This window comes from Streptomyces sp. V3I8 (genome assembly GCF_030817535.1).
Classification (GTDB): domain Bacteria; phylum Actinomycetota; class Actinomycetes; order Streptomycetales; family Streptomycetaceae; genus Streptomyces.
On record NZ_JAUSZL010000002.1, the window covers coordinates 3,191,575 to 3,209,800 of the forward strand.

Sequence of the window (18,226 nt, forward strand, 5' to 3'; positions counted from 1 at the left end):
TGCGGCGCAACGGCCGGGGCCGTTGCGCCGCACGGGTGGGGCCGGGCTCGAGGTTCTCTGCCGGGTGCGGGTCGCGTGTGGCCGCCCGCGCGGTTCCCCGCGCCCCTGAAGGGCGCCGGCCCCGTCTTCCAGGGGCGCGGGGAACCGCGCGAACGGCCCCCGCCGGTCCGCACCCGAAAAATCCACGCCGCCCGGCCCGCCGTTCCGGAAGCCCGGCCCTGCCCGCCCCTCCGGAGCGGTCCGCGCACCCACGCGCCCCGGCCAATCCCTGCACATCCCTTCACACCGGCACGTGTGGCACGTCACACTCGCAGGCGCATGAACGTTGCCGCCTTGGGCCGGTGGGCCCGCGGAAGTGAGGGCAAGTCATGTCCGTGCACGACGACCTGACGTCAGTCCAGCGCTGCCTCGACGACCTCGTGCGGTCGGTGAAGCGCCTGGAACAGCAGCTGAGCGGGGGCGGCCTGGAGATGCGCAGGGTGCGCACCGACGCCGACCACCTGCGCGAGAGCGTGGCGCTGCTCCGCGAGGCCGCACCGGGCCTCGCCCGGCCGAAGCGCGCCGACCTCGTGTCCATCCCCGACACCCCGTACGACAACAGCCTGTGGACGGACTCCGACGACGAGGGTCTCGGCGCGGGCCACCGTCACACCCCCTGACCCCCGACCGGAGCTCTCCTTGGCCACTGGTACGGAACCCCAACCGAAGAGCGGCGGCGTACGCGGTGGTACGCGCGCCGCGATCAGCGCCCCGCACCTGCGCACCGACCGCTGGTGGCTGGCGCCCGCCGTGACCGCGGCCGGGCTGCTGGCCTTCGTCGTCTACTCGACCTGGCGGGCGTTCGCGAACAGCGACTACTACGCGGCCCCCTACGTCTCACCGTTCTACTCCCCGTGCCTGGCGGAGAACTGCGTGCCGATGCGGAACGGGCCCAACTGGGAGGTCCTCGGCAGCTGGTGGGGCCTGTCCCCCGCCCTGATCGTCCTGATCTTCCCGCTCGGCTTCCGGCTGACCTGCTACTACTACCGCAAGGCCTACTACCGCGGCTTCTGGGCGTCGCCACCGGCCTGCGCGGTCGCCGAGCCGCACAGGAAGTACTCCGGCGAGACCCGCTTCCCGCTGATCGCGCAGAACATCCACCGCTACTTCTTCTACGCGGCGGTGCCGGTCGCCGGGATCCTCACGTACGACACGGTGCTCGCCTTCCGGGACGAGGACTACGCGTGGGGCCACATGGGGCTCGGCACGCTCGTGTTCCTGGTCAACATCACGCTGATCTGGGCGTACACCCTCTCCTGCCACTCGTGCCGGCACATCGTCGGCGGCAAGCTCAAGCACTTCTCCAAGCACCCGGTGCGCTACCGGACCTGGCAGCTCGTCGGCCGCCTCAACGCCCGTCACATGCAGCTCGCGTGGGCCTCGTTGATCAGCGTGGCGCTCGCCGACTTCTACGTGTACCTGCTCGCGTCCGGGGCCTTCGACGATCCGAGGTTCTTCTGATGTCCGTGGTCGACCGCCAGGAGTGGGACGTCGTCGTGGTCGGTGCCGGAGGAGCCGGCCTGCGCGCGGCGATCGAGGCACGCGAGCGCGGGGCGCGCACGGCCGTGATCTGCAAGTCGCTGTTCGGCAAGGCGCACACGGTGATGGCCGAGGGCGGCATCGCGGCCGCCATGGGCAACGTGAACTCGCGCGACAACTGGCAGGTCCACTTCCGCGACACCCTGCGCGGCGGCAAGTTCCTCAACCAGTGGCGGATGGCCGAGCTGCAGGCGCAGGAGGCCCCCGACCGGGTGTGGGAACTGGAGACCTGGGGCGCCCTCTTCGACCGTACGGCGGACGGGCGGATCTCCCAGCGCAACTTCGGCGGGCACGAGTACCCGCGGCTCGCGCACGTCGGCGACCGTACGGGCCTCGAACTGATCCGCACGCTCCAGCAGAAGATCGTGTCGCTGCAGCAGGAGGACTTCAAGGAGACCGGCGACTACGAGTCACGGCTGAAGGTCTACCAGGAGTGCACCGTCACCCGGATCCTCAAGGAGGACGACCGGGTCTCGGGGACCTTCTGCTACGAGCGGGAGTCCGGCCGGTTCTTCGTGCTGGAGGCGCCCTCGGTCGTGGTCGCCACCGGCGGCATCGGCAAGTCCTTCAAGGTGACGTCGAACTCGTGGGAGTACACCGGCGACGGGCACGCGCTGGCGCTGCTCGCGGGCGCGCCGCTGCTGAACATGGAGTTCGTGCAGTTCCACCCGACGGGCATGGTCTGGCCGCCGTCCGTGAAGGGGATCCTCGTCACGGAGTCGGTGCGCGGGGACGGCGGGGTGCTCAGGAACTCCGAGGGCAAGCGGTTCATGTTCGAGTACATCCCGGACGTGTTCAAGGAGAAGTACGCGCAGTCGGAGGAGGAGGGCGACCGGTGGTACGAGGACCCGGACCACAACCGGCGGCCACCCGAACTGCTGCCCCGTGACGAGGTGGCGCGGGCCATCAACTCCGAGGTGAAGGCGGGCCGCGGCTCGCCCCACGGCGGTGTGTTCCTCGACGTCTCCACCCGGATGCCCGCCGAGGTGATCCGGCGCCGGCTGCCGTCCATGTACCACCAGTTCAGGGAACTCGCGGACGTCGACATCACCGCCGAGGCGATGGAGGTCGGACCGACCTGCCACTACGTGATGGGCGGGATCGCCGTCGACTCGGACACCACGGCGGCGCGCGGGGTGCCGGGGCTGTTCGCGGCCGGTGAGGTCGCGGGCGGTATGCACGGCTCCAACCGGCTCGGCGGGAACTCGCTCTCCGACCTGCTGGTGTTCGGGCGCCGGGCCGGACTGCACGCGGCGCGGTACGCCACCGGGCTCGCCGGGAGCCGCCCCCTCGTCGACGAGGTCCAGATCGACACGGCCGCCGCGGAGGCACTGCGGCCCTTCTCCGCCGAGGGGCCCGCGCCCGGCGAGGAGGACGGCCGGCCGCCGGAGAACCCGTACACCCTCCACCAGGCGCTCCAGCAGGCGATGCACGACCTCGTCGGCATCATCCGCCGGGGGGCCGAGATGGAGAAGGCCCTGGAAAAGCTCGCGGACCTGCGGCTGCGGGCGCGGCGGGCCGGGGTCGAGGGGCACCGGCAGTTCAACCCGGGCTGGCACCTCGCGCTCGACCTGCGGAACATGCTGCTCGTCAGCGAATGCGTGGCACGGGCCGCGCTGGAGCGTACGGAGTCGCGCGGCGGCCACACCCGCGAGGACCATCCGGCGATGGACCGGGCGTGGCGGCGCGTCAACCTGCTCTGCCAACTGACCGATCCCACGGGCAGCCTGGCCGCGACGGACCCCGTGCACGGCCAGATCGACCTCGTCCGGGAGACCGCCGAACCCATCCGCCCCGACCTGCTCGCCCTCTTCGAGAAGGAGGAGCTGGTCAAGTACCTCGCCGAAGAGGAGCTCCACGAGTGAGCAGTTACGAGGCCCGCTTCAAGGTGTGGCGCGGAGACGTCGGGGGCGGCGGCCTGGAGGACTTCGGGGTCGAGGTGAACGACGGCGAGGTGGTCCTCGACGTCATCCACCGCATCCAGGCGACCCGGGCCCCGGACCTCGCCGTGCGCTGGAACTGCAAGGCGGGCAAGTGCGGTTCGTGCTCGGCGGAGGTCAACGGCCGGCCGCGGCTGCTGTGCATGACCCGCATGTCGGTGTTCACCCGGGAGGAGACGATCACCGTCACCCCGCTGCGGGCCTTCCCGGTGGTGCGCGACCTCGTCACCGACGTCGGCTTCAACTACGCGAAGGCGCGGGAGGTGCCCGCGTTCGTGCCGCCGGACGGCCTCGGCCCCGGCGAGTACCGGATGATGCAGGAGGACGTGGACCGCCCGCAGGAGTTCCGCAAGTGCATCGAGTGCTTCCTGTGCCAGGACACCTGTCATGTGGTGCGCGACCACGAGGAGAACAAACCGGCCTTCGCCGGTCCGCGCTTCCTGATGCGGGTGGCCGAGCTGGACATGCACCCGCTGGACGCGGCCGAGGACAACGGCCTGGACCGCAAGAGGACCGCCCAGGACGAGCACGGGCTCGGATACTGCAACATCACCAAGTGCTGCACGGAGGTCTGCCCCGAGGGCATCAAGATCACCGACAACGCGCTGATCCCCCTGAAGGAACGCGCGGTCGACCGGAAGTACGACCCGCTGGTCTGGCTGGGGTCGAAGATCAGGAGGCGCTCCCCGGGGGACTGAGGCGGCGGGCGCGGGACGGCGGGGCGGGCAGCGCCCCCGGGAGCGGGCGGGGTCAGAAGAGGCTCAGCAGGGCCGCCGCCGGGTCCGCGAGGCCCTTCCCCTCGTGGGGCAGGGGCAGTTCGAACCACACCGTCTTCCCGCGCGGTGTGCGGCGCGAGCCCCAGGCGGCGCTGAGCAGGCCCACCAGCTGGAGGCCGCGGCCGCCCTCGTCCGTGTCGCGGGCCCGGCGGCGGCGGGGCTGGACGAGCCCGGCGTCCCAGACCTCGCAGACCAGGGTGCGGTCGAGCAGCAGCCGCAGCCTGATCTCCCCCTCGCCGTAGCGCAGGGCGTTGGTGACCAGCTCACTGACGAGCAGTTCGGCCGTGTCGACGAGCGGCTCCAGGTCCCAGCCGACCAGCTGGTTGCGGGCGAACTCGCGGGCGCGGCCCACACTGCGCGGCTCGCGCGGCAGCGTCCAGTCGCCCACCGACTCGGCGGACAGCCCCTGGACACGTGCCATCAGCAACGCGATGTCGTCCTCGCCGTGGTGCGTGTCGAGGGTGCTCAGGACGTGGTCGCAGACGTCCTCCAGCGGCTCGGAGGGGTCCGTGAGGGCCCCCACGAGGGACTGCAGGCCCTCGTCGAGGGGGTGGTCGCGTGATTCGACCAGGCCGTCCGTGTAGAGCGCCAGGAGGGCCCCCTCGGGCAGTTCGACCTCCACCTCCTCGAAGGGCTCGCCGCCGACGCCGAGCGGCATCCCCGGCGGTACGTCGAGCATGAGCGCGCTCTCGCCCGGCTCGACGAGGACCGGCGGGAGGTGGCCGGCGTTGGCGAACGTACAGCGCCGGGTGACGGAGTCGTAGACCGCGTACACGCAGGTGGCGAGGTACACCTCGGACAGGTCGGCGTCCCGGGACTGGCGGGCACCGCGCGTAGACTGCTGGGTGCCGCCCGGCGTGCCCAGACCGCGGGCGATCTCGTCCAGCGCGGAGAGCACCTCGGCCGGTTCCAGGTCGAGCAGGGCCAGCGTGCGTACGGCCGTGCGCAGTTCGCCCATCGCGACGGCGGCGCGCAGACCGCGCCCCATGACGTCGCCGACGACCAGCGCCGTGCGGTGCCCCGGCAGCTCGATGACGTCGAACCAGTCGCCGCCGACCTCGGTGGCCGCGTTGCCGGGCAGGTAGCGGCAGGCGATGTCCAGGCCGGAGGCCTCCGGGTCGCCGGGCGGCAGCAGGGAGCGCTGCAGGATGAGGGCGCGTTCGTGCTCGCGGCGGTACAGGCGGGCGTTGTCCATGCAGACGGCGGCCCGGGCGGCCAGCTCGACCGCCAGCGCCCGGTCGCGCTCCCCGAACGGCTCGCTGCCCTTCGTACGGGAGAACTGGACGATGCCGACCACCGTGTCGTGGGCGACCATCGGCACCGCGAGCGTGGACTGGATCAGGTCGCCCTCCTCGGGAGGGACGGTCTGCGGCTTGGCGGTGCGCAGGGCGTCCGCGCAGACGGAGTTGAAGGCGAAACGGTGAACCGCGCCGACCCGCACGGGCTTGCGGCCGCCGACGAAGGGGGCGTCCGACACCGCGCTGGCGTAGGCGACCCGGCGCAGTTCCGCACTGCCGTCGGCGAGGCCGGGCGGGGTCTCGTCACCGGCGAGCAGGCCCTGGTAGAGGTCGACGGAGGCCAGGTCGCAGAAGCCGGGGACGGCCACGTCGAGGAGTTCGCGGGCCGTGGTCTCCAGGTCGAGCGAGTTCCCTATCCGCGCGCCCGCCTCGTTCAGGAGGGCGAGATTGCGCCGGGCCTGCGCGGCCTCGCGGGCGGCGGCGCGACGGGCGGTGATGTCGGTGCCCAGCCACGCGATGCCGATCGGACGGCCCGAACCGCCGTGCACGCGGTAGAGGTTGATGGACCAGTGACGCCGCTCGGTGGAACCGGGCACGGTGCCCGTGACCAGCATCTCGGTGACGGAGTCGCCCGTCTTCAGGACCCGGTGCAGTATCGCCGTGACGCGCTCGGACTCGCCCGGCGACAGGTAGTCCTTGACGGTGCGGCCGCGGTGGTCGTCGACCGTACCGCCGAAGATCGAGGCGAACCGCTGGTTGGCGCGGCGGATCCGCAGGTCCGGGTCGATCAGGAGGAAGCCGAAGGGAGATTGGCCGAAAATGGCCTGTGACGCGGCGAGATCCGTTTCGATGCTGCGGAGCGTGCGGACGTCGACGACGATGCACACGGCGGCCCGTTCGCCCTCCTCGGTCCGCGTCGGCATGACGTAGACCTCGGCGAGTCCCTCGGTGTCCGCACCGGTGCCCTCGGGGTCGGGCAGCCGGAAGGGGACCACACCGGTCCACTCCCTGCCGTCGAGGACCTCGGCCATCTTCCGCTGCCCGACGTCGCGCCTGTCCTCGGCGAGGAACGCCTCGACGGGGTCCATGCCCACGGCACGGTCGGCGCTGATGCCGAACAACTGCTCGGCGCGCAGGCTCCACTGGTCGACGAGGCCGTCGGGGCCGATCGAGAACGAGGCGACCTTGATGTAGTCGTAGATCGAGCCGGGCGGACTGCTCTGCCACACGACGTCACCGGGCGCGTCGCCGGATCCGTGACCGGTCACGGTCCCGGTCCCGGTCACGGATCCGGTCCCGTGACCATGACCAGCTCCGTCGGTGGGCGTACGGCCGGCCGCGCCACCGCGCGCGTCACCGCGCGCATCACCCGGCGCACGGCCGGACGCTCCGCCGCGCACCTCGCCGGAGGCTCCACCGGGCATCGCGACGCGCGCCCCGTCCGGGCGGCCTTGCGGCCTTGCGGCCGGCCCTCCGTCCGGCACGGCGCCGTCGCCTGTCGTCGCATCAGCCATCGCGCCGCCCGACGGGTCCTCGGACTCCGTGGCCTTCGCTGGTATCTCGCTCACGCGAACCGTCCCCTCCAGCTCACCGCGCCCGGCACCGGTCACCGGCAGCGGCTGCCCGCAGTATCCAGCACTACGGTGCCGCACAACACGGTGTTCACGATCACAGCACGGTCCCGATGCTTTTAGGACCGGCTGCGACAAACACTCCCAGTCTTCTAACCACGAGGCACCCCGTCGAACCACCGTCCGACGTGTCCTTGACTCCCGGACCGGCCCAGGCGGGCGGGCGCCGCCCCGGACGGAGTGCGATCAGCCGGGGAGGGCCAGCTCGAACCACACCGTCTTGCCCTTCTCACGGCCCGGTCTGGTGCCCCAGCGGTACGAGGAGTCCGCCACCAGCCGGAGACCGCGGCCGGTCTCGTCGTCGGGCCGGGCGGCACGCTCCCTGGGGAGGTCGGGCAACGGGTCGGAGACCTCCACCAGCAGGGTCCCGGCCGGCCCCGAGGGGCGTACGAGCCGCACTCCGATGGGACCGGTCGCATGCCGCAGGGCGTTGGTCACCAGCTCGCTGACCAGCAGCGCGGTCACATCGGTCAGAGCGTCGAGGCCCCAGGCGCACAGCTGCCCCCGGACGACGGTACGGGCGGTCCTGACAGCGCCCGGGTCCGCCGGAAAGGTCCACTCGGCGACATCGCCCTCGGTGTGGATCACGCAGATCACTCCCAGGCCAGAAGCGGGCCCTGTCCGGTTTCATGGGGTTAATGGGCACATACCCGATATCCCGGACGGAGTACCGTCCGGGCGGGTGCGTGGTGGCACGAACGGCGTACTCCGACTCGCACCAGTCACCACACGCGCCCCTGGCGGCCGAGCGTCCCACGTACGGAGCGCCTACCGCACCCCGCGGACCCGAGTACACGAAGTAGCGAAGGTCACACCTGCACGCCGCGCCCCTCGGTCCTCAAACGCCGGACGGGCCGACCGAGTCAGCCCGTCCGGCGTTTGAGGGCGAGCGCGCAGCGCGATCGCGGGGGGCCGGGGGCGCAGCCCCGGGGCGGGGACGGGAAAGGGCGGCGGGGGCGAGAAAAGCCCGCTCACACGCCCCGCACGACTTCAAGCACCGCGGCCACATCCTGATCGAGCCACTCCACGTCCCACACCTCGTCAGGCGTCAGCCAACGCAACTCGTCATGGTCCTGCAAAGGCTTGGGCTCGGGCGATCCCTCCAGCAACCGAGCGGTCCAGACCCGCAGCACATACGGCTCCCGGAGCGGGAACTCCCCCGGCACCCGCCGAACCGCCTCCGCCTCGACCCCCAGCTCCTCCCGGAGCTCCCGCACCAGGGCCTGCTCGGAACCCTCCCCGGGCTCGACCTTCCCCCCGGGCAGTTCCCAGCGCCCCGCCAGCTCCGCGGGCGCACTGCGACGAGCCGCCAGAAGGCACCCGTCGCGCAACACGGCGGCCCCCACCACCACGATCCGTTCGGTCATGCGCGGGAGCCTACGACAGCCCCGCGGGCCCCTGGCACGCTCATCCGGCGCAGACGGCACAGACGGCCCGGATGCCGCGAACGGCCCGGACGGCGCGGACGGCGCGGCTCGTCCGGCACGGTTCACCTGGCGCCGTTCTGCGCGACCCGCTCCACCCAGTACAGCTGCTTGTGGCCGCGGGCATCGAGGCTGTCCGCCATCTTCTGCGCCTCACCCCTGGTCGCGTACCTGCCGACCCGGTAGCGATTGCCGTTGTCGTCCTGTCGTATGACGAGCCAGGGAAGTGTGATCGTGCCGTCGTTCATCGCACCCCTCCACTGCCCGCCCCCGGTTCGCGCCCAGCCCCGTCACATAAGGAAACCGCAATCCGCATATGCCGGAGCCTACGCCTTACCTTCACGCAGCGAATACGCCTTTACACAAAGAGGCACGCGCGGGGTAGGCAACCGGCCAGAACAGAGGGGGCGCATCCTTCCGGATGCACCCCCTGGTATCCCCCGTCGGTCCCGTCAGCAGCACAGGAACGGCATACGGCCCCTCACCGGAATCGACCGAATCCCACCGGCGCGTGTACCGAACCGGCGGCGCCCCCGCCGGACAGCCGCTCCCCCAGCGCGCCCCTCCGCCCCTCCGTCGCCCTTCCGCTCCCCTGTTTCACTCCACTTCACTTCACCGGCAGGTGGTACGCGACCCGGTACCGGTCCGCCGGTACGACCACGTCCGCCGTCTCGACCGGGCGGCCCGACGCGTAGTACGTCCGCTGGATGACCAGCACGACGTGGCCCGGCACACCCCCGAGCGCCGACAGCTCCTCGGCGAGGCCGGGCCTGGCGCCCACCTCCTCCGTGACGTTGTCCACGACCACGTCGATGGCGGCCATCCGCTCGACCACGCCCATCCCGCCGAGGGGCCCCTCCTCCGGGAGCATCACCGGGGTACGGCCCGTGACGGCGAGGGGCTCCCACGAGGTGGAGAGCATCATCACCTCGCCCGCGTCCCGGAACACGTACTTCGTACACATCACCCGCTCGCCGGCCTTGAGGCCGAGCCGCTCGGCGACGGCCCCGCTCGCCTCGGCCTGTGCGCTGTTCGACTCCCACGTACCGCGTGCCGCCGCGTCCGCCTGCTCCTGACGGAACGGGGTCGCACCGTGGTCCGACCGGTACCCGGAGCGGGCGATCCGGCGGGGCACCGGGCGCTCGCGCACGTACGTACCGGACCCGGAGCGGCCCTCGACCAGCCCCTCGGCCATCAGCACCTTGCGGGCCTCCAGGGCGACCGTGTCCGAGACCCCGTACTCGGCGCGGATGCGGGCCTGCGACGGGAGCCGGGTGTGCGGTGGCAGTGATCCGTCGACGATCTTCTTGCGAAGATCACCCGCGACGCGCAGATACGCCGGCTGCTCACCGAATGTCACTGGCCACTCCCCGTTGCGGTCGTACAGACAGCAACAGAGTGACGACCCTGGGTTGCGCCAGGCAAGCGGAGGCCAAAGATTCACTCGATGTGATGACGTCAGGCCATCAGGGGTTTTGGACCGGCACCCTCTCCCCGCGACGTCCTTCCGGCCACTCCGTCACACCTCGACGACGCCGTCTCCGGAGCCGTCGTCCGTACCGTCGCCGCCCTCACCCCTGCCGTTCCCGCCGCCCTCGCCGTCCCCGCCGTCCCCGCCGTCGTCGTAGGAGGCGGCGGGCGGGGTGGATGCGAGGCCCAGAGCCTTGCGTGCCGTGACCGTCTTCTTCCCGTCGGTGAGGGCGAGCGCGGCGCCGTAGTGCTCGTAGAAGGTGTTCGCGTCGGAGGTCTTCGCCGCCGCGTCCCACTCCTCCTTCGCCGCCTCCAGGTCCTCGACGATCGTGGCGACCGGCTTCCTCGCGTCGGCGGGCCATTGGTGGCCGCGGAGCATGCCGGTCTGTTCGGTGAGGGCGTCCGAGACCCTGGTGGCCCACTTCCTGTGACCGGGCAGGTCGTCCTCGACGTACGGCTCCTCCGGTGCCGAGTCCATCGCCACGTTCAGGACATGGGCGGCCTTCAGGTAGGCGAGCTGGTCGGCGTCGAGGTTCGACCGGTCCTGGCGCAGCGACCCGGTCAGGCCGGCCTTCTCGTCCACGTTGCCGAACAGACAGCTGATCTCGCGGTCGCCGAAGTCCCAGCTGTCGCGCGTGGGCGTGAAGTAGTAGACGTCGACGTCGTCCGGGACGGCCCAGGAGTCCATCGCGTACGCGTACTGGAGGGTGTAGCACTTGCCGTCGGCGGCCTCGACGACGGCGTCGTCACCCGGGTAGGCGCCGTCCGCCATCTCGAAGGCGGCGAACACCTCGGCGTCGTGCTCGCCCTCGCAGGGCACCGTGTCGACGTCGTAGGCCATGCCTTCGAGGGAGTCGCCCCGGGTGTCGAAGCACTCGCCCGTGTCCACGGAGAAGACGGAGCCGCCCTCACCCGCCTCACGCGCGCCCTCCTCGAGCCCCTCCCGGAACCCGGACGCGCCCCCGGTGACGAGCGCGAGCACGAGGACGCCGCTGCCGATGCCCGACAGGACCATCCCGGCGACGGCCATGCCCTTGCCGCGCTCGCCCTTGTTCCCGATCTGCCGCAGCGCGAAGAACCCGAGGACCAGCCCGACGAACGGCAGGAAGCACAGCAGCCCGAGCACCAGCGCGCAGACGGCGAGCCCGTTGACGGGTGCCGGGGCGTTGTACGGGGAGTAGCCGTGCCCCCAGGCCTGGTACCCGTACGGAACCTGCCCCTGCGGCGGCGGATACGGCCCCGGCCCGGGGGGCCCGGGAGGGAACTGCTGCCCCGGATACGCGCCGTACGGACCGTACGAGCCCTGCGGAGGCGGACCCTGCGGCGACCGGCCCTCCGGCGGCTGGGGGCCGGCGGGCGGGGGTATCTCCACTTGTACCGTGCTCCTCGTCCGGGGGGGGCGTGCATCCTGACGCACGGAACTGATGTACGACAGAGCGCATGGTAAGCAGGGCGTGGCCGGGGACGGAACGCGGGGGCGAAAACCGTGTCACGACAACCCGCCGGCAGCCGGGCCGGGCCGGTCCGGGCCGTCTAACCTGCGGAGATGACTCCCTTGCCGGATTGTTTCTGCCCGGTGGACGGCACGCGCGTCCCCACGGACTCGCTCGCATGGTGCTGCCCGGTCTGCCACGGCCCGCTCGACCTGGACTTCGCCCCCACCCCGGCGCCCCTCAAGTCCCTGACGGGCCGGGTGAACTCACTCTGGCGGTACACGGAGTGCCTGCCCCTGCCGGCCCCCACGGTGTCGCTCGGCGAGGGACGCACCCCGCTGGTCCAGCTGAGGGAGGGGGTCTCGGCCAAGCTGGACTTCCTGATGCCGACGCTCTCCTTCAAGGACCGTGGGGCGGTCGTGCTCGCCGAGCTGGCCCTGCGGCTGCGCCCCCGGCGGGTCGTCGCGGACAGCAGCGGCAACGCGGGCACGGCCGTCGCCGCGTACTGCGCCCGGGCCAGGCTGTCGTGCACGGTGTACGTCCCCGAGGGCACGTCCGCCAAGAAGCTGGAGCAGATCGGGGCGCACGGGGCTCGTGTCGAGGTCGTCCCGGGCGACCGCGAGGCGGCGGCGTCGGCGGCCCGGGCGGCGGCGGACGAGGAGGGCACGTTCTACGCCTCGCACGTCTTCAACCCGTACTTCCTGCACGGCACGAAGACGTACGTCCACGAGGTGTGGGAGGAGCTGGGCGGACGGCTCCCGGAGGTGCTCGTCGTCCCCGTCGGGAACGGCACGCTGCTGCTCGGCGCGGCACTCGCCGTCGCCGAACTGCACGCGGCGGGCCTGATCGACCGCAGACCCGCCCTGTACGCGGTCCAGGCGGCCGCCGTCGCCCCGCTGGCCCACGCCTGGCAGGAGGGCGCGGACGACCTGGCCGGGGTCACCCCGGCGGCCCCCACGTACGCCGAGGGCATCGCGATCCCCCGCCCGCCGAGGGCACGCCAGATCCTGCGAGCGGTCCGCGACTCCGGCGGCATGTTCCTCACCGTGACGGAGGACCAGCTCCGCCATGCCCAGACGGACCTGGCCTCACAGGGCCTGTACGTGGAATCGACGGCCGCGGCGTGCTGGGCGGCGATCCGCGAAACCCCCCTGCCCACCCGCACGACGATCCTCCCCCTGTGCGGAGCAGGCCTGAAATCAGGCCTGCCGACACCTCTTTAGGGGCCTTTAGGGGCGCGGGAAACAGCACAATCCTTTCGCCTCCCGGGACGCGGGGAACAGCGCAGTCTTTTCGCCTTCAGGGGCGCGGGGAACTGCGCAATCTTTTCGCCTCCAGGGACGCGGGGAACGGCGCAATCCTTTCGCCTTCAGGGGCGCGGGGAACTGCGCAATCTTTTCGCCTTCAGGGGCGCGGGGAACTGCGCGACCAGCCCCAACGCACCCGCACCCGCACCCGCACCCGCACAACAACCCCCGCTCCCACCCCCTCACCCTCCCAAAGAACCGCCGGAGGCCAACCGCTCCTGCTCCTCCTCGACAATCCGCCGAGCGATGGCCCCGTCGGAAACATCCACCGCGTCCGGCGAAGCCTCGGCCACATCGCTGCGCCGCGCGTACACATCGAAGAGCCGGTCCTTGCTCTCCAGAATCCGCAGCAACCGGTCGTCCACGGAATCCGTCGCCAGCATCCGGTGCACCTGGACCGACCGGACCTGCCCCATCCGATGCGCACGCGCGACGGCCTGATGCTCCAGCGTCGGCTTGACCTGCGGCTCGCACAGGATCACCACGGACGCGGCCTGCAGATTCAGCCCCACCCCGCCGGCCTCGATCTGGCAGAGCAGCACCGCGTGCCCCTGCGCATCCGCGAACTCGTCGACCATCTGCTGCCGCCGGGCGGCCGGGACCCCGCCCGCGACCGGCCCCACCACCGCCTCGCCCAGCACCCCCCGCACGGTGGCGAGCACATCCCGGAAATAGGAGAAGACGACGACCTTCACCTCATTGGCGGCGGCCTCCGCGATCAGCTCCCGCACCCGCTGCAGCTTCGCCGACTTCTCCGCGTGCACGTACGCGGCCCTGCGCATCGCCATGAAGTTCCCCGCGGCGACGGCCTCCCGGTAGGCGTCCTGGTCGGCGGCGCTGAACTCCTCCCACTCGTCGACCTGGACCAGCGCGGGGAGTTCGGTGAGTACGTCCTGCTGGTTGCGCCGCAGGTAGGCGGGGGCGACGGACCTGCGGAAGGTGTGCGGCCCCGCGACGACGTCGCTGCCCTGGATCTTCGGCACCAGCTCGGGCCGGAGGTAGCGGACGAGCGTACGGAACTCCTCGACCCGGTTCTCCATCGGCGTACCCGTGAGGAACAGGACGCGCTCGCAGCGGTCGGTCCAGCGCGCGACGGCACGGGAGCGGCGGGCCTGCGGATTCTTGACGTAGTGGGCCTCGTCGACGACGAGCGCGGCGGGGGCGTCCAGCGGATGCCGCTCGGCCTTCCTCGGGTCGGGCAGGCTGTGCAGCACGTCGAAGGTGGTGACGGCGACCCCGCCGCGCTCGCGCCACTCGGCGTACGCGTCCAGCCGGTCGGGGCCGTGCACGGGCACCGCGCGCAGGGTGCTGCGGGTCCCGATCTCGCGCGTCCAGTTGATGAGTACGCTCGCCGGGCACACCACCAGGAAGTGCCGGTGCCCGTCGGCGGCGAGGTGCGCGAGGACCGCGATGGCCTGGATCGTCTTGCCGAGCCCCATCTCGTCACCGAGGACCACCCGGCGCTGGGCGAGCGCGAACCGCGCGCCGAAGGACTGGTAGCCGCGCAGTGAGACCCGGCGGTGGGTGTCGTCGAGTCCCTGGGCGTGCACCCGGTCGGCGACCTCCGCCGGCAGGAAGCCCTCGGACGCCTCGACGTCGGGCGCGCTGCCGGCGATCTCGGCGAGCTGGCTGTAGTACTCCGCGGACCGCAGCTCGAAGTCCACCCACGCCTCGGCGTCGGACGCGGACTCCCGCAGCAGGTCGGTGGAGGCCTGCGTGAGCAGCATCGGTACGCCCTTGGAGACGGCGTCGGCGACGAGTGCCCGTATCTCGGCCGCCGCCGCGAGCGCGCTCTCCCGCGCGACCCTGCCCAGCAGCGCCATGCGCAGCCGGCCGGTGGCGGGCCGGGCCACCGGCAGGAGCGCCGTGAGCCTGCGCTCCAGTCCCCCGGCGGCGTCCACGGCCCGCCGCAGATCGGGCCCGGCCCCGACGATCCGCCGCAACGCGATGACCAGGGCGGTGGTCCGCGGCTCCGGATGGTCGACGTCGATGCGTACGGACACGGTCTCCTCAAGGGCCCGGGCGAGCTGCCGGGCGGCGGCGAGCGCCTGGTCGGCGGTCTGCGCCCCGACGCCCGGTATCTGCCGCAGCTCGTGCCGGCCGGCCTCGAACACCGGCCGTACGCTGCCGAATCCGGCGTTCTCCAGCGCCCCGAGCCGCAGCCGCCCCTCGGTGACGTCCTTCAGCCGGGCGACCGGAATTCCTTCGAGCTCCTGGGCGACCAGCTCGGCGAGGATCGGCGCGAGGGCGGCCCGTACCTGCTCCAGCGCACGCCGGTGATCGGCGAGGACCCCTTGCGCGAGCCCGACGAGCCGCTCCCCCCGGGCGACCACCTCCCGGGCCCGCCGCCCCACACCCACGGCTCCTCCGGCCGCCCTCTCGCCCCCGCCCGCGTCCTCCACCATGGAACCCCTCATACCCCGCCCACCCCGATCGACCGGCATCCTTCCACGCCCCACTGACAGCGCGGAGGCAGCCGACCGAGGCGCTCTCCCCGCCTTGTCCCCCGTCAGAGCTACGCGCAGGTGTCCACCGAGCGGTGACGACTCCCGGCCGCCGGATCCATAGCTTTCTCCTCAGCCCGCGGCGCCCGGACCGCGGCTCTGGTACGGGAGTGTTCATGAGGCTGGTCTGGCAACTTCTGGCGGTCGTGGCGGTCGCCTTCGTCGGCGGGCAGGCGGTGGCCGCGGCGGAGGACATGCCGTGGGTGCAGCTGGTCGTCGGCGTACCGGCAGCCGTGCTCGCGGTCCTCGTCTACCGGTGGGTGGTGGGACGGACCGAGCGCCGCCCGGTGACCGAACTGGCCCTGGCGGACGCCCCGGCCGCGCTGGGCCGCGGCACCCTGATCGGCGCGGCGCTGTTCGGGGCCGTCGTCGTCAACCTCCTCACCGCCGGGTACTACGAGGTCGACGGGATCGGCTCGGTGCCGGGCGCGGCGGGGCTGGTCGGCTTCATGGCCGCCGCCGCGGTGACGGAGGAACTGCTGTTCCGCGGCGTCCTGTTCCGCATCACGGAGGAGCGCACCGGCACCTGGATCGCGCTCGTGCTGACCGGCACGCTGTTCGGCCTGGTCCACCTGCTCAACCCCGACGCCGGTGCGTGGGGCGCCGTCGCCATCGCGATCGAGGCCGGCGGCATGCTCACCGCCGCGTACGTCGCCACCCGCAAGCTGTGGCTGCCGATCGGTCTGCACTTCGGCTGGAACTACGCCGCGGGCGGCGTCTTCAGCACCGAGGTCTCGGGCAACGACACCCCCCAGGGCCTGCTGGACTCCACGACCTCGGGCCCGACGCCGCTCACCGGTGGCGACTTCGGCCCGGAGGGCAGCGTGTACTCGGTGCTGTTCTGCGTCCTGGCGACCGTCGTGTTCATGTGGCTGGCCCGCCGGCGCGGCCACGTGGTGCCCCGCGGTGGACACACCGCCGGGCGGCCCGGCACCGCCGCTACACTCCCCCGATGATCGGACTGGCAACCAGATGGGTGACCAAGCTGGTGACCGGACTGCCGGTCGGACCGGTGACCAGGCTTCGTCGGGTCCTGGAGCGGTGGCGGCGTTCCGACGTCACCGTCCGGGACCTCCCGCTCGGGCTGTTGTTCCTCGCCACGCTGCTTCTGCCGTCGTTCCACGGGACGCAGATCGGCACCGTGCCGAGCCGTCCCTTCGACGCGACGGCCGTGCTGACCGTGGCCCTCGAAAGCCTCCCGCTCGCCGTGCGCAGGCGGTGGCCGGCCCTCTGTCTCGCCCTGGTGTCCCTCGGCTTCGCCGTCGACCAGATCCGCGGCTACCACTCGTTCGCGAACACCGCGCTGCCCATCGCACTGCTCAGCGCCGGAGCCCACCTGGAACGGCACCGGCGTATCGCCGCGGTCCTCTTCTCCCTGGCGTACGTGCCCTTCGCCGTCGCCCTCCACCGGCTCCGGGTGGGCGAACCGGTGAGTGAGTTCGTGACGTTCTACCTGGCGATGGCCCTCGCGTGGGGGATCGGGTCGTGGCTGCGCTCCACCCGGGTGACGGACGCCGAACGCCGCCTGCGCATCGCGGAGGACACCCGCACCGCCGAACGCACCCGGATCGCCCGCGAGCTCCATGACGTCGTCACCCACCACGTGACGGCGATGGTCGTCCAGGCCGAGGCGGCGCGCTACCTCACCGCCTCGCCCGAGCGCCTGGACCAGAGCCTGACCGCCGTCACCGACACCGGCCGCCGGGCCATCACCGACCTGCGGCACCTGCTCGACCTGCTCAACCCCGACCACGGCGTCCAGCAGGGCGGCGAGGCCAGGACGCCGCCCGCCGGCAGGCTGCTCACGCTCGTCGAGCAGACGCGCCGGGCCGGGCAGCCGGTGGAGTTCACCGAGGAGGGCACGCCGGCCGAGTCGACCGGCAGCGCCGAACTCGTCGCCTACCGGGTCGTACAGGAAGCCCTCACCAACGCCCTCAAGTACGCGCACGGCAGCCGCACCTCGGTCCGGGTGCGGCACGCCCGCAGGGAGATCACCGTGGAGGTCAGCACGGACGGCGACGGCTCCGGCTCACGGACCGGGTCCCCGGGCGGAAGCGGCCGGGGCCTGGCCGGCCTGCGCGAACGGGTCGACGTCCTGGGCGGCGACTTCACCGCGGCACCGGGGACGACCGGCGGCTTCGTGGTACGGGCACGCATCCCGGCCGGAGTTCTTTCATGACGTCCCCGACCGCCCCGATCCGGGTCCTGGTCTGCGACGACCAGGTACTGATCCGCACCGGCCTGGTGACGATCATCGACGCCCAGCCCGACCTGGAGGTGGCGGGTGAGTGCGGCGACGGGCGGACGGCGGTCGACCTCGCCGCCCGGGTCCACCCGGACGTGGTGGTGATGGACGTGCGCATGCCGGTGCTCGACGGCATCGAGGCCACCCGCCTGCTGGCCGGCGCGGGCGTGCCGAACCCCGTCAAGGTGCTCGTGGTGACCACGTTCAACCTGGACGAGTACGTCTACGAGGCGCTGCGCGCGGGCGCGAGCGGCTTCCTGCTGAAGGACGCCCCGCCGGACCGGCTCCTGCACGGCATCCGCACGGTGGGCACGGGCGCGGCCCTGCTGGACCCGGAGGTCACGCGCCGCCTGGTGGGCAGATACGCGTCCCGCATCCGCCCGACGGACACCACGCCCTCCGACATCCCCCTGACCCCCCGCGAACTGGAGGTCCTGCGCCTGATCGCAAATGGCCTCTCCAACAGCGAGATAGCCACGGCCCTGGTCATCAGCCCGGAAACGGTGAAGACCTTCGTCTCCCGCATCCTGACGAAGCTCAACCTCAGGGACCGCGTCCAGGCGGTGGTGTACGCGTACCGGCGGGGGCTGGTGACGTAAGCGGATCCCCGGGGCCGTCCCGGCAACCCGCGGGACCGCCACGCACTCCGACGAGAACAGGCAAGGGTCAGACCCGAAGGC

The 18,226-nt window shown here is 72.1% G+C and carries 15 protein-coding genes; 8 read left to right on the top strand and 7 right to left on the bottom strand.

The genetic code is table 11. From position 1 onward, the window contains the following. Positions 1-368 precede the first annotated feature (368 nt). Genes QFZ75_RS13900 through QFZ75_RS13915 form a run of 4 tightly spaced genes read left to right on the top strand, consistent with a single transcriptional unit; the run spans position 369 to position 4,216 of the window. Entirely contained in the window at positions 369-659 is a 291-nt protein-coding gene (locus QFZ75_RS13900; RefSeq protein ID WP_307536930.1) for a hypothetical protein, read from the top strand. Between the two features lie 19 nt (positions 660-678). Next, entirely contained in the window at positions 679-1,500 is an 822-nt protein-coding gene (locus QFZ75_RS13905; protein ID WP_307536932.1) for a hypothetical protein, read from the top strand. Further along, on the top strand, positions 1,500-3,443 hold the full coding sequence (locus QFZ75_RS13910) for a fumarate reductase/succinate dehydrogenase flavoprotein subunit (protein WP_307536933.1): 1,944 nt from the start codon (positions 1,500-1,502) through the stop codon (positions 3,441-3,443). Before QFZ75_RS13905 ends, QFZ75_RS13910 begins: the two co-directional genes overlap by 1 nt. Beyond that, complete coding sequence (locus QFZ75_RS13915; protein ID WP_307536934.1) at positions 3,440-4,216, top strand: succinate dehydrogenase/fumarate reductase iron-sulfur subunit; 777 nt, start codon at positions 3,440-3,442, stop codon at positions 4,214-4,216. Before QFZ75_RS13910 ends, QFZ75_RS13915 begins: the two co-directional genes overlap by 4 nt. Positions 4,217-4,268: 52 nt before the next feature. Here the strand turns inward: QFZ75_RS13915 and QFZ75_RS13920 are convergent, their stop codons facing one another. From QFZ75_RS13920 to QFZ75_RS13945, 6 genes are all read right to left on the bottom strand, one after another. Further along, positions 4,269-7,142 (bottom strand): SpoIIE family protein phosphatase, encoded by a 2,874-nt coding sequence (locus tag QFZ75_RS13920; protein ID WP_373465867.1) that lies wholly within the window; start codon positions 7,140-7,142, stop codon positions 4,269-4,271. A gap of 207 nt (positions 7,143-7,349) precedes the next feature. Next, entirely contained in the window at positions 7,350-7,760 is a 411-nt protein-coding gene (locus QFZ75_RS13925) for an ATP-binding protein (protein ID WP_307536936.1), read from the bottom strand. A 374-nt stretch (positions 7,761-8,134) separates the two neighbouring features. Further along, positions 8,135-8,530, bottom strand: coding sequence for a (deoxy)nucleoside triphosphate pyrophosphohydrolase (locus QFZ75_RS13930; protein WP_307536938.1), 396 nt, complete (start codon positions 8,528-8,530; stop codon positions 8,135-8,137). A gap of 122 nt (positions 8,531-8,652) precedes the next feature. Next, a complete protein-coding gene (locus QFZ75_RS13935; protein WP_307536941.1) occupies positions 8,653-8,835 on the bottom strand; it encodes an SPOR domain-containing protein in 183 nt (60 codons plus the stop codon). Between the two features lie 359 nt (positions 8,836-9,194). Then, on the bottom strand, positions 9,195-9,947 hold the full coding sequence (locus QFZ75_RS13940) for a GntR family transcriptional regulator (protein ID WP_307536943.1): 753 nt from the start codon (positions 9,945-9,947) through the stop codon (positions 9,195-9,197). Between the two features lie 159 nt (positions 9,948-10,106). After that, positions 10,107-11,429, bottom strand: coding sequence for a DUF4190 domain-containing protein (locus tag QFZ75_RS13945; RefSeq protein WP_307536945.1), 1,323 nt, complete (start codon positions 11,427-11,429; stop codon positions 10,107-10,109). A gap of 174 nt (positions 11,430-11,603) precedes the next feature. Between QFZ75_RS13945 and QFZ75_RS13950 the strand changes: the two genes are divergently transcribed. After that, a complete protein-coding gene (locus QFZ75_RS13950; RefSeq protein WP_307536947.1) occupies positions 11,604-12,713 on the top strand; it encodes a threonine synthase in 1,110 nt (369 codons plus the stop codon). Between the two features lie 266 nt (positions 12,714-12,979). Here the strand turns inward: QFZ75_RS13950 and QFZ75_RS13955 are convergent, their stop codons facing one another. Continuing rightward, positions 12,980-15,202 (bottom strand): DEAD/DEAH box helicase, encoded by a 2,223-nt coding sequence (locus QFZ75_RS13955; protein WP_307536948.1) that lies wholly within the window; start codon positions 15,200-15,202, stop codon positions 12,980-12,982. Between the two features lie 215 nt (positions 15,203-15,417). Between QFZ75_RS13955 and QFZ75_RS13960 the strand changes: the two genes are divergently transcribed. From QFZ75_RS13960 to QFZ75_RS13970, 3 genes are read left to right on the top strand one after another with little or no spacing between them, the layout of a single operon-like run. Beyond that, the gene (locus tag QFZ75_RS13960) at positions 15,418-16,257 is read left to right on the top strand and encodes a CPBP family intramembrane glutamic endopeptidase (RefSeq protein WP_307536950.1); all 840 of its coding nucleotides are present in this window, start codon (positions 15,418-15,420) and stop codon (positions 16,255-16,257) included. 56 nt (positions 16,258-16,313) lie between these two features. Continuing rightward, positions 16,314-17,480: a sensor histidine kinase gene (locus tag QFZ75_RS13965; RefSeq protein ID WP_307544466.1), complete on the top strand. Its 1,167-nt coding sequence runs from the start codon at positions 16,314-16,316 to the stop codon at positions 17,478-17,480. Then, a complete protein-coding gene (locus QFZ75_RS13970) occupies positions 17,477-18,145 on the top strand; it encodes a response regulator transcription factor (protein ID WP_307536952.1) in 669 nt (222 codons plus the stop codon). The genes QFZ75_RS13965 and QFZ75_RS13970 overlap by 4 nt, the downstream gene beginning before the upstream one ends. Positions 18,146-18,226: the final 81 nt, after the last annotated feature.

Excerpts from the sequence above, each read along its gene's own strand:
- QFZ75_RS13900 (WP_307536930.1), top strand. The coding sequence starts at position 369 with ATGTCCGTGCACGACGACCTGACGTCAGTCCAGCGCTGCCTCGACGAC.
- QFZ75_RS13910 (WP_307536933.1), top strand. The coding sequence starts at position 1,500 with ATGTCCGTGGTCGACCGCCAGGAGTGGGACGTCGTCGTGGTCGGTGCC.
- QFZ75_RS13930 (WP_307536938.1), bottom strand. The coding sequence starts at position 8,530 with ATGACCGAACGGATCGTGGTGGTGGGGGCCGCCGTGTTGCGCGACGGG.
- QFZ75_RS13935 (WP_307536941.1), bottom strand. The coding sequence starts at position 8,835 with ATGAACGACGGCACGATCACACTTCCCTGGCTCGTCATACGACAGGAC.
- QFZ75_RS13950 (WP_307536947.1), top strand. The coding sequence starts at position 11,604 with ATGACTCCCTTGCCGGATTGTTTCTGCCCGGTGGACGGCACGCGCGTC.
- QFZ75_RS13955 (WP_307536948.1), bottom strand. The coding sequence starts at position 15,202 with ATGGTGGAGGACGCGGGCGGGGGCGAGAGGGCGGCCGGAGGAGCCGTG.
- QFZ75_RS13960 (WP_307536950.1), top strand. The coding sequence starts at position 15,418 with ATGAGGCTGGTCTGGCAACTTCTGGCGGTCGTGGCGGTCGCCTTCGTC.
- QFZ75_RS13970 (WP_307536952.1), top strand. The coding sequence starts at position 17,477 with ATGACGTCCCCGACCGCCCCGATCCGGGTCCTGGTCTGCGACGACCAG.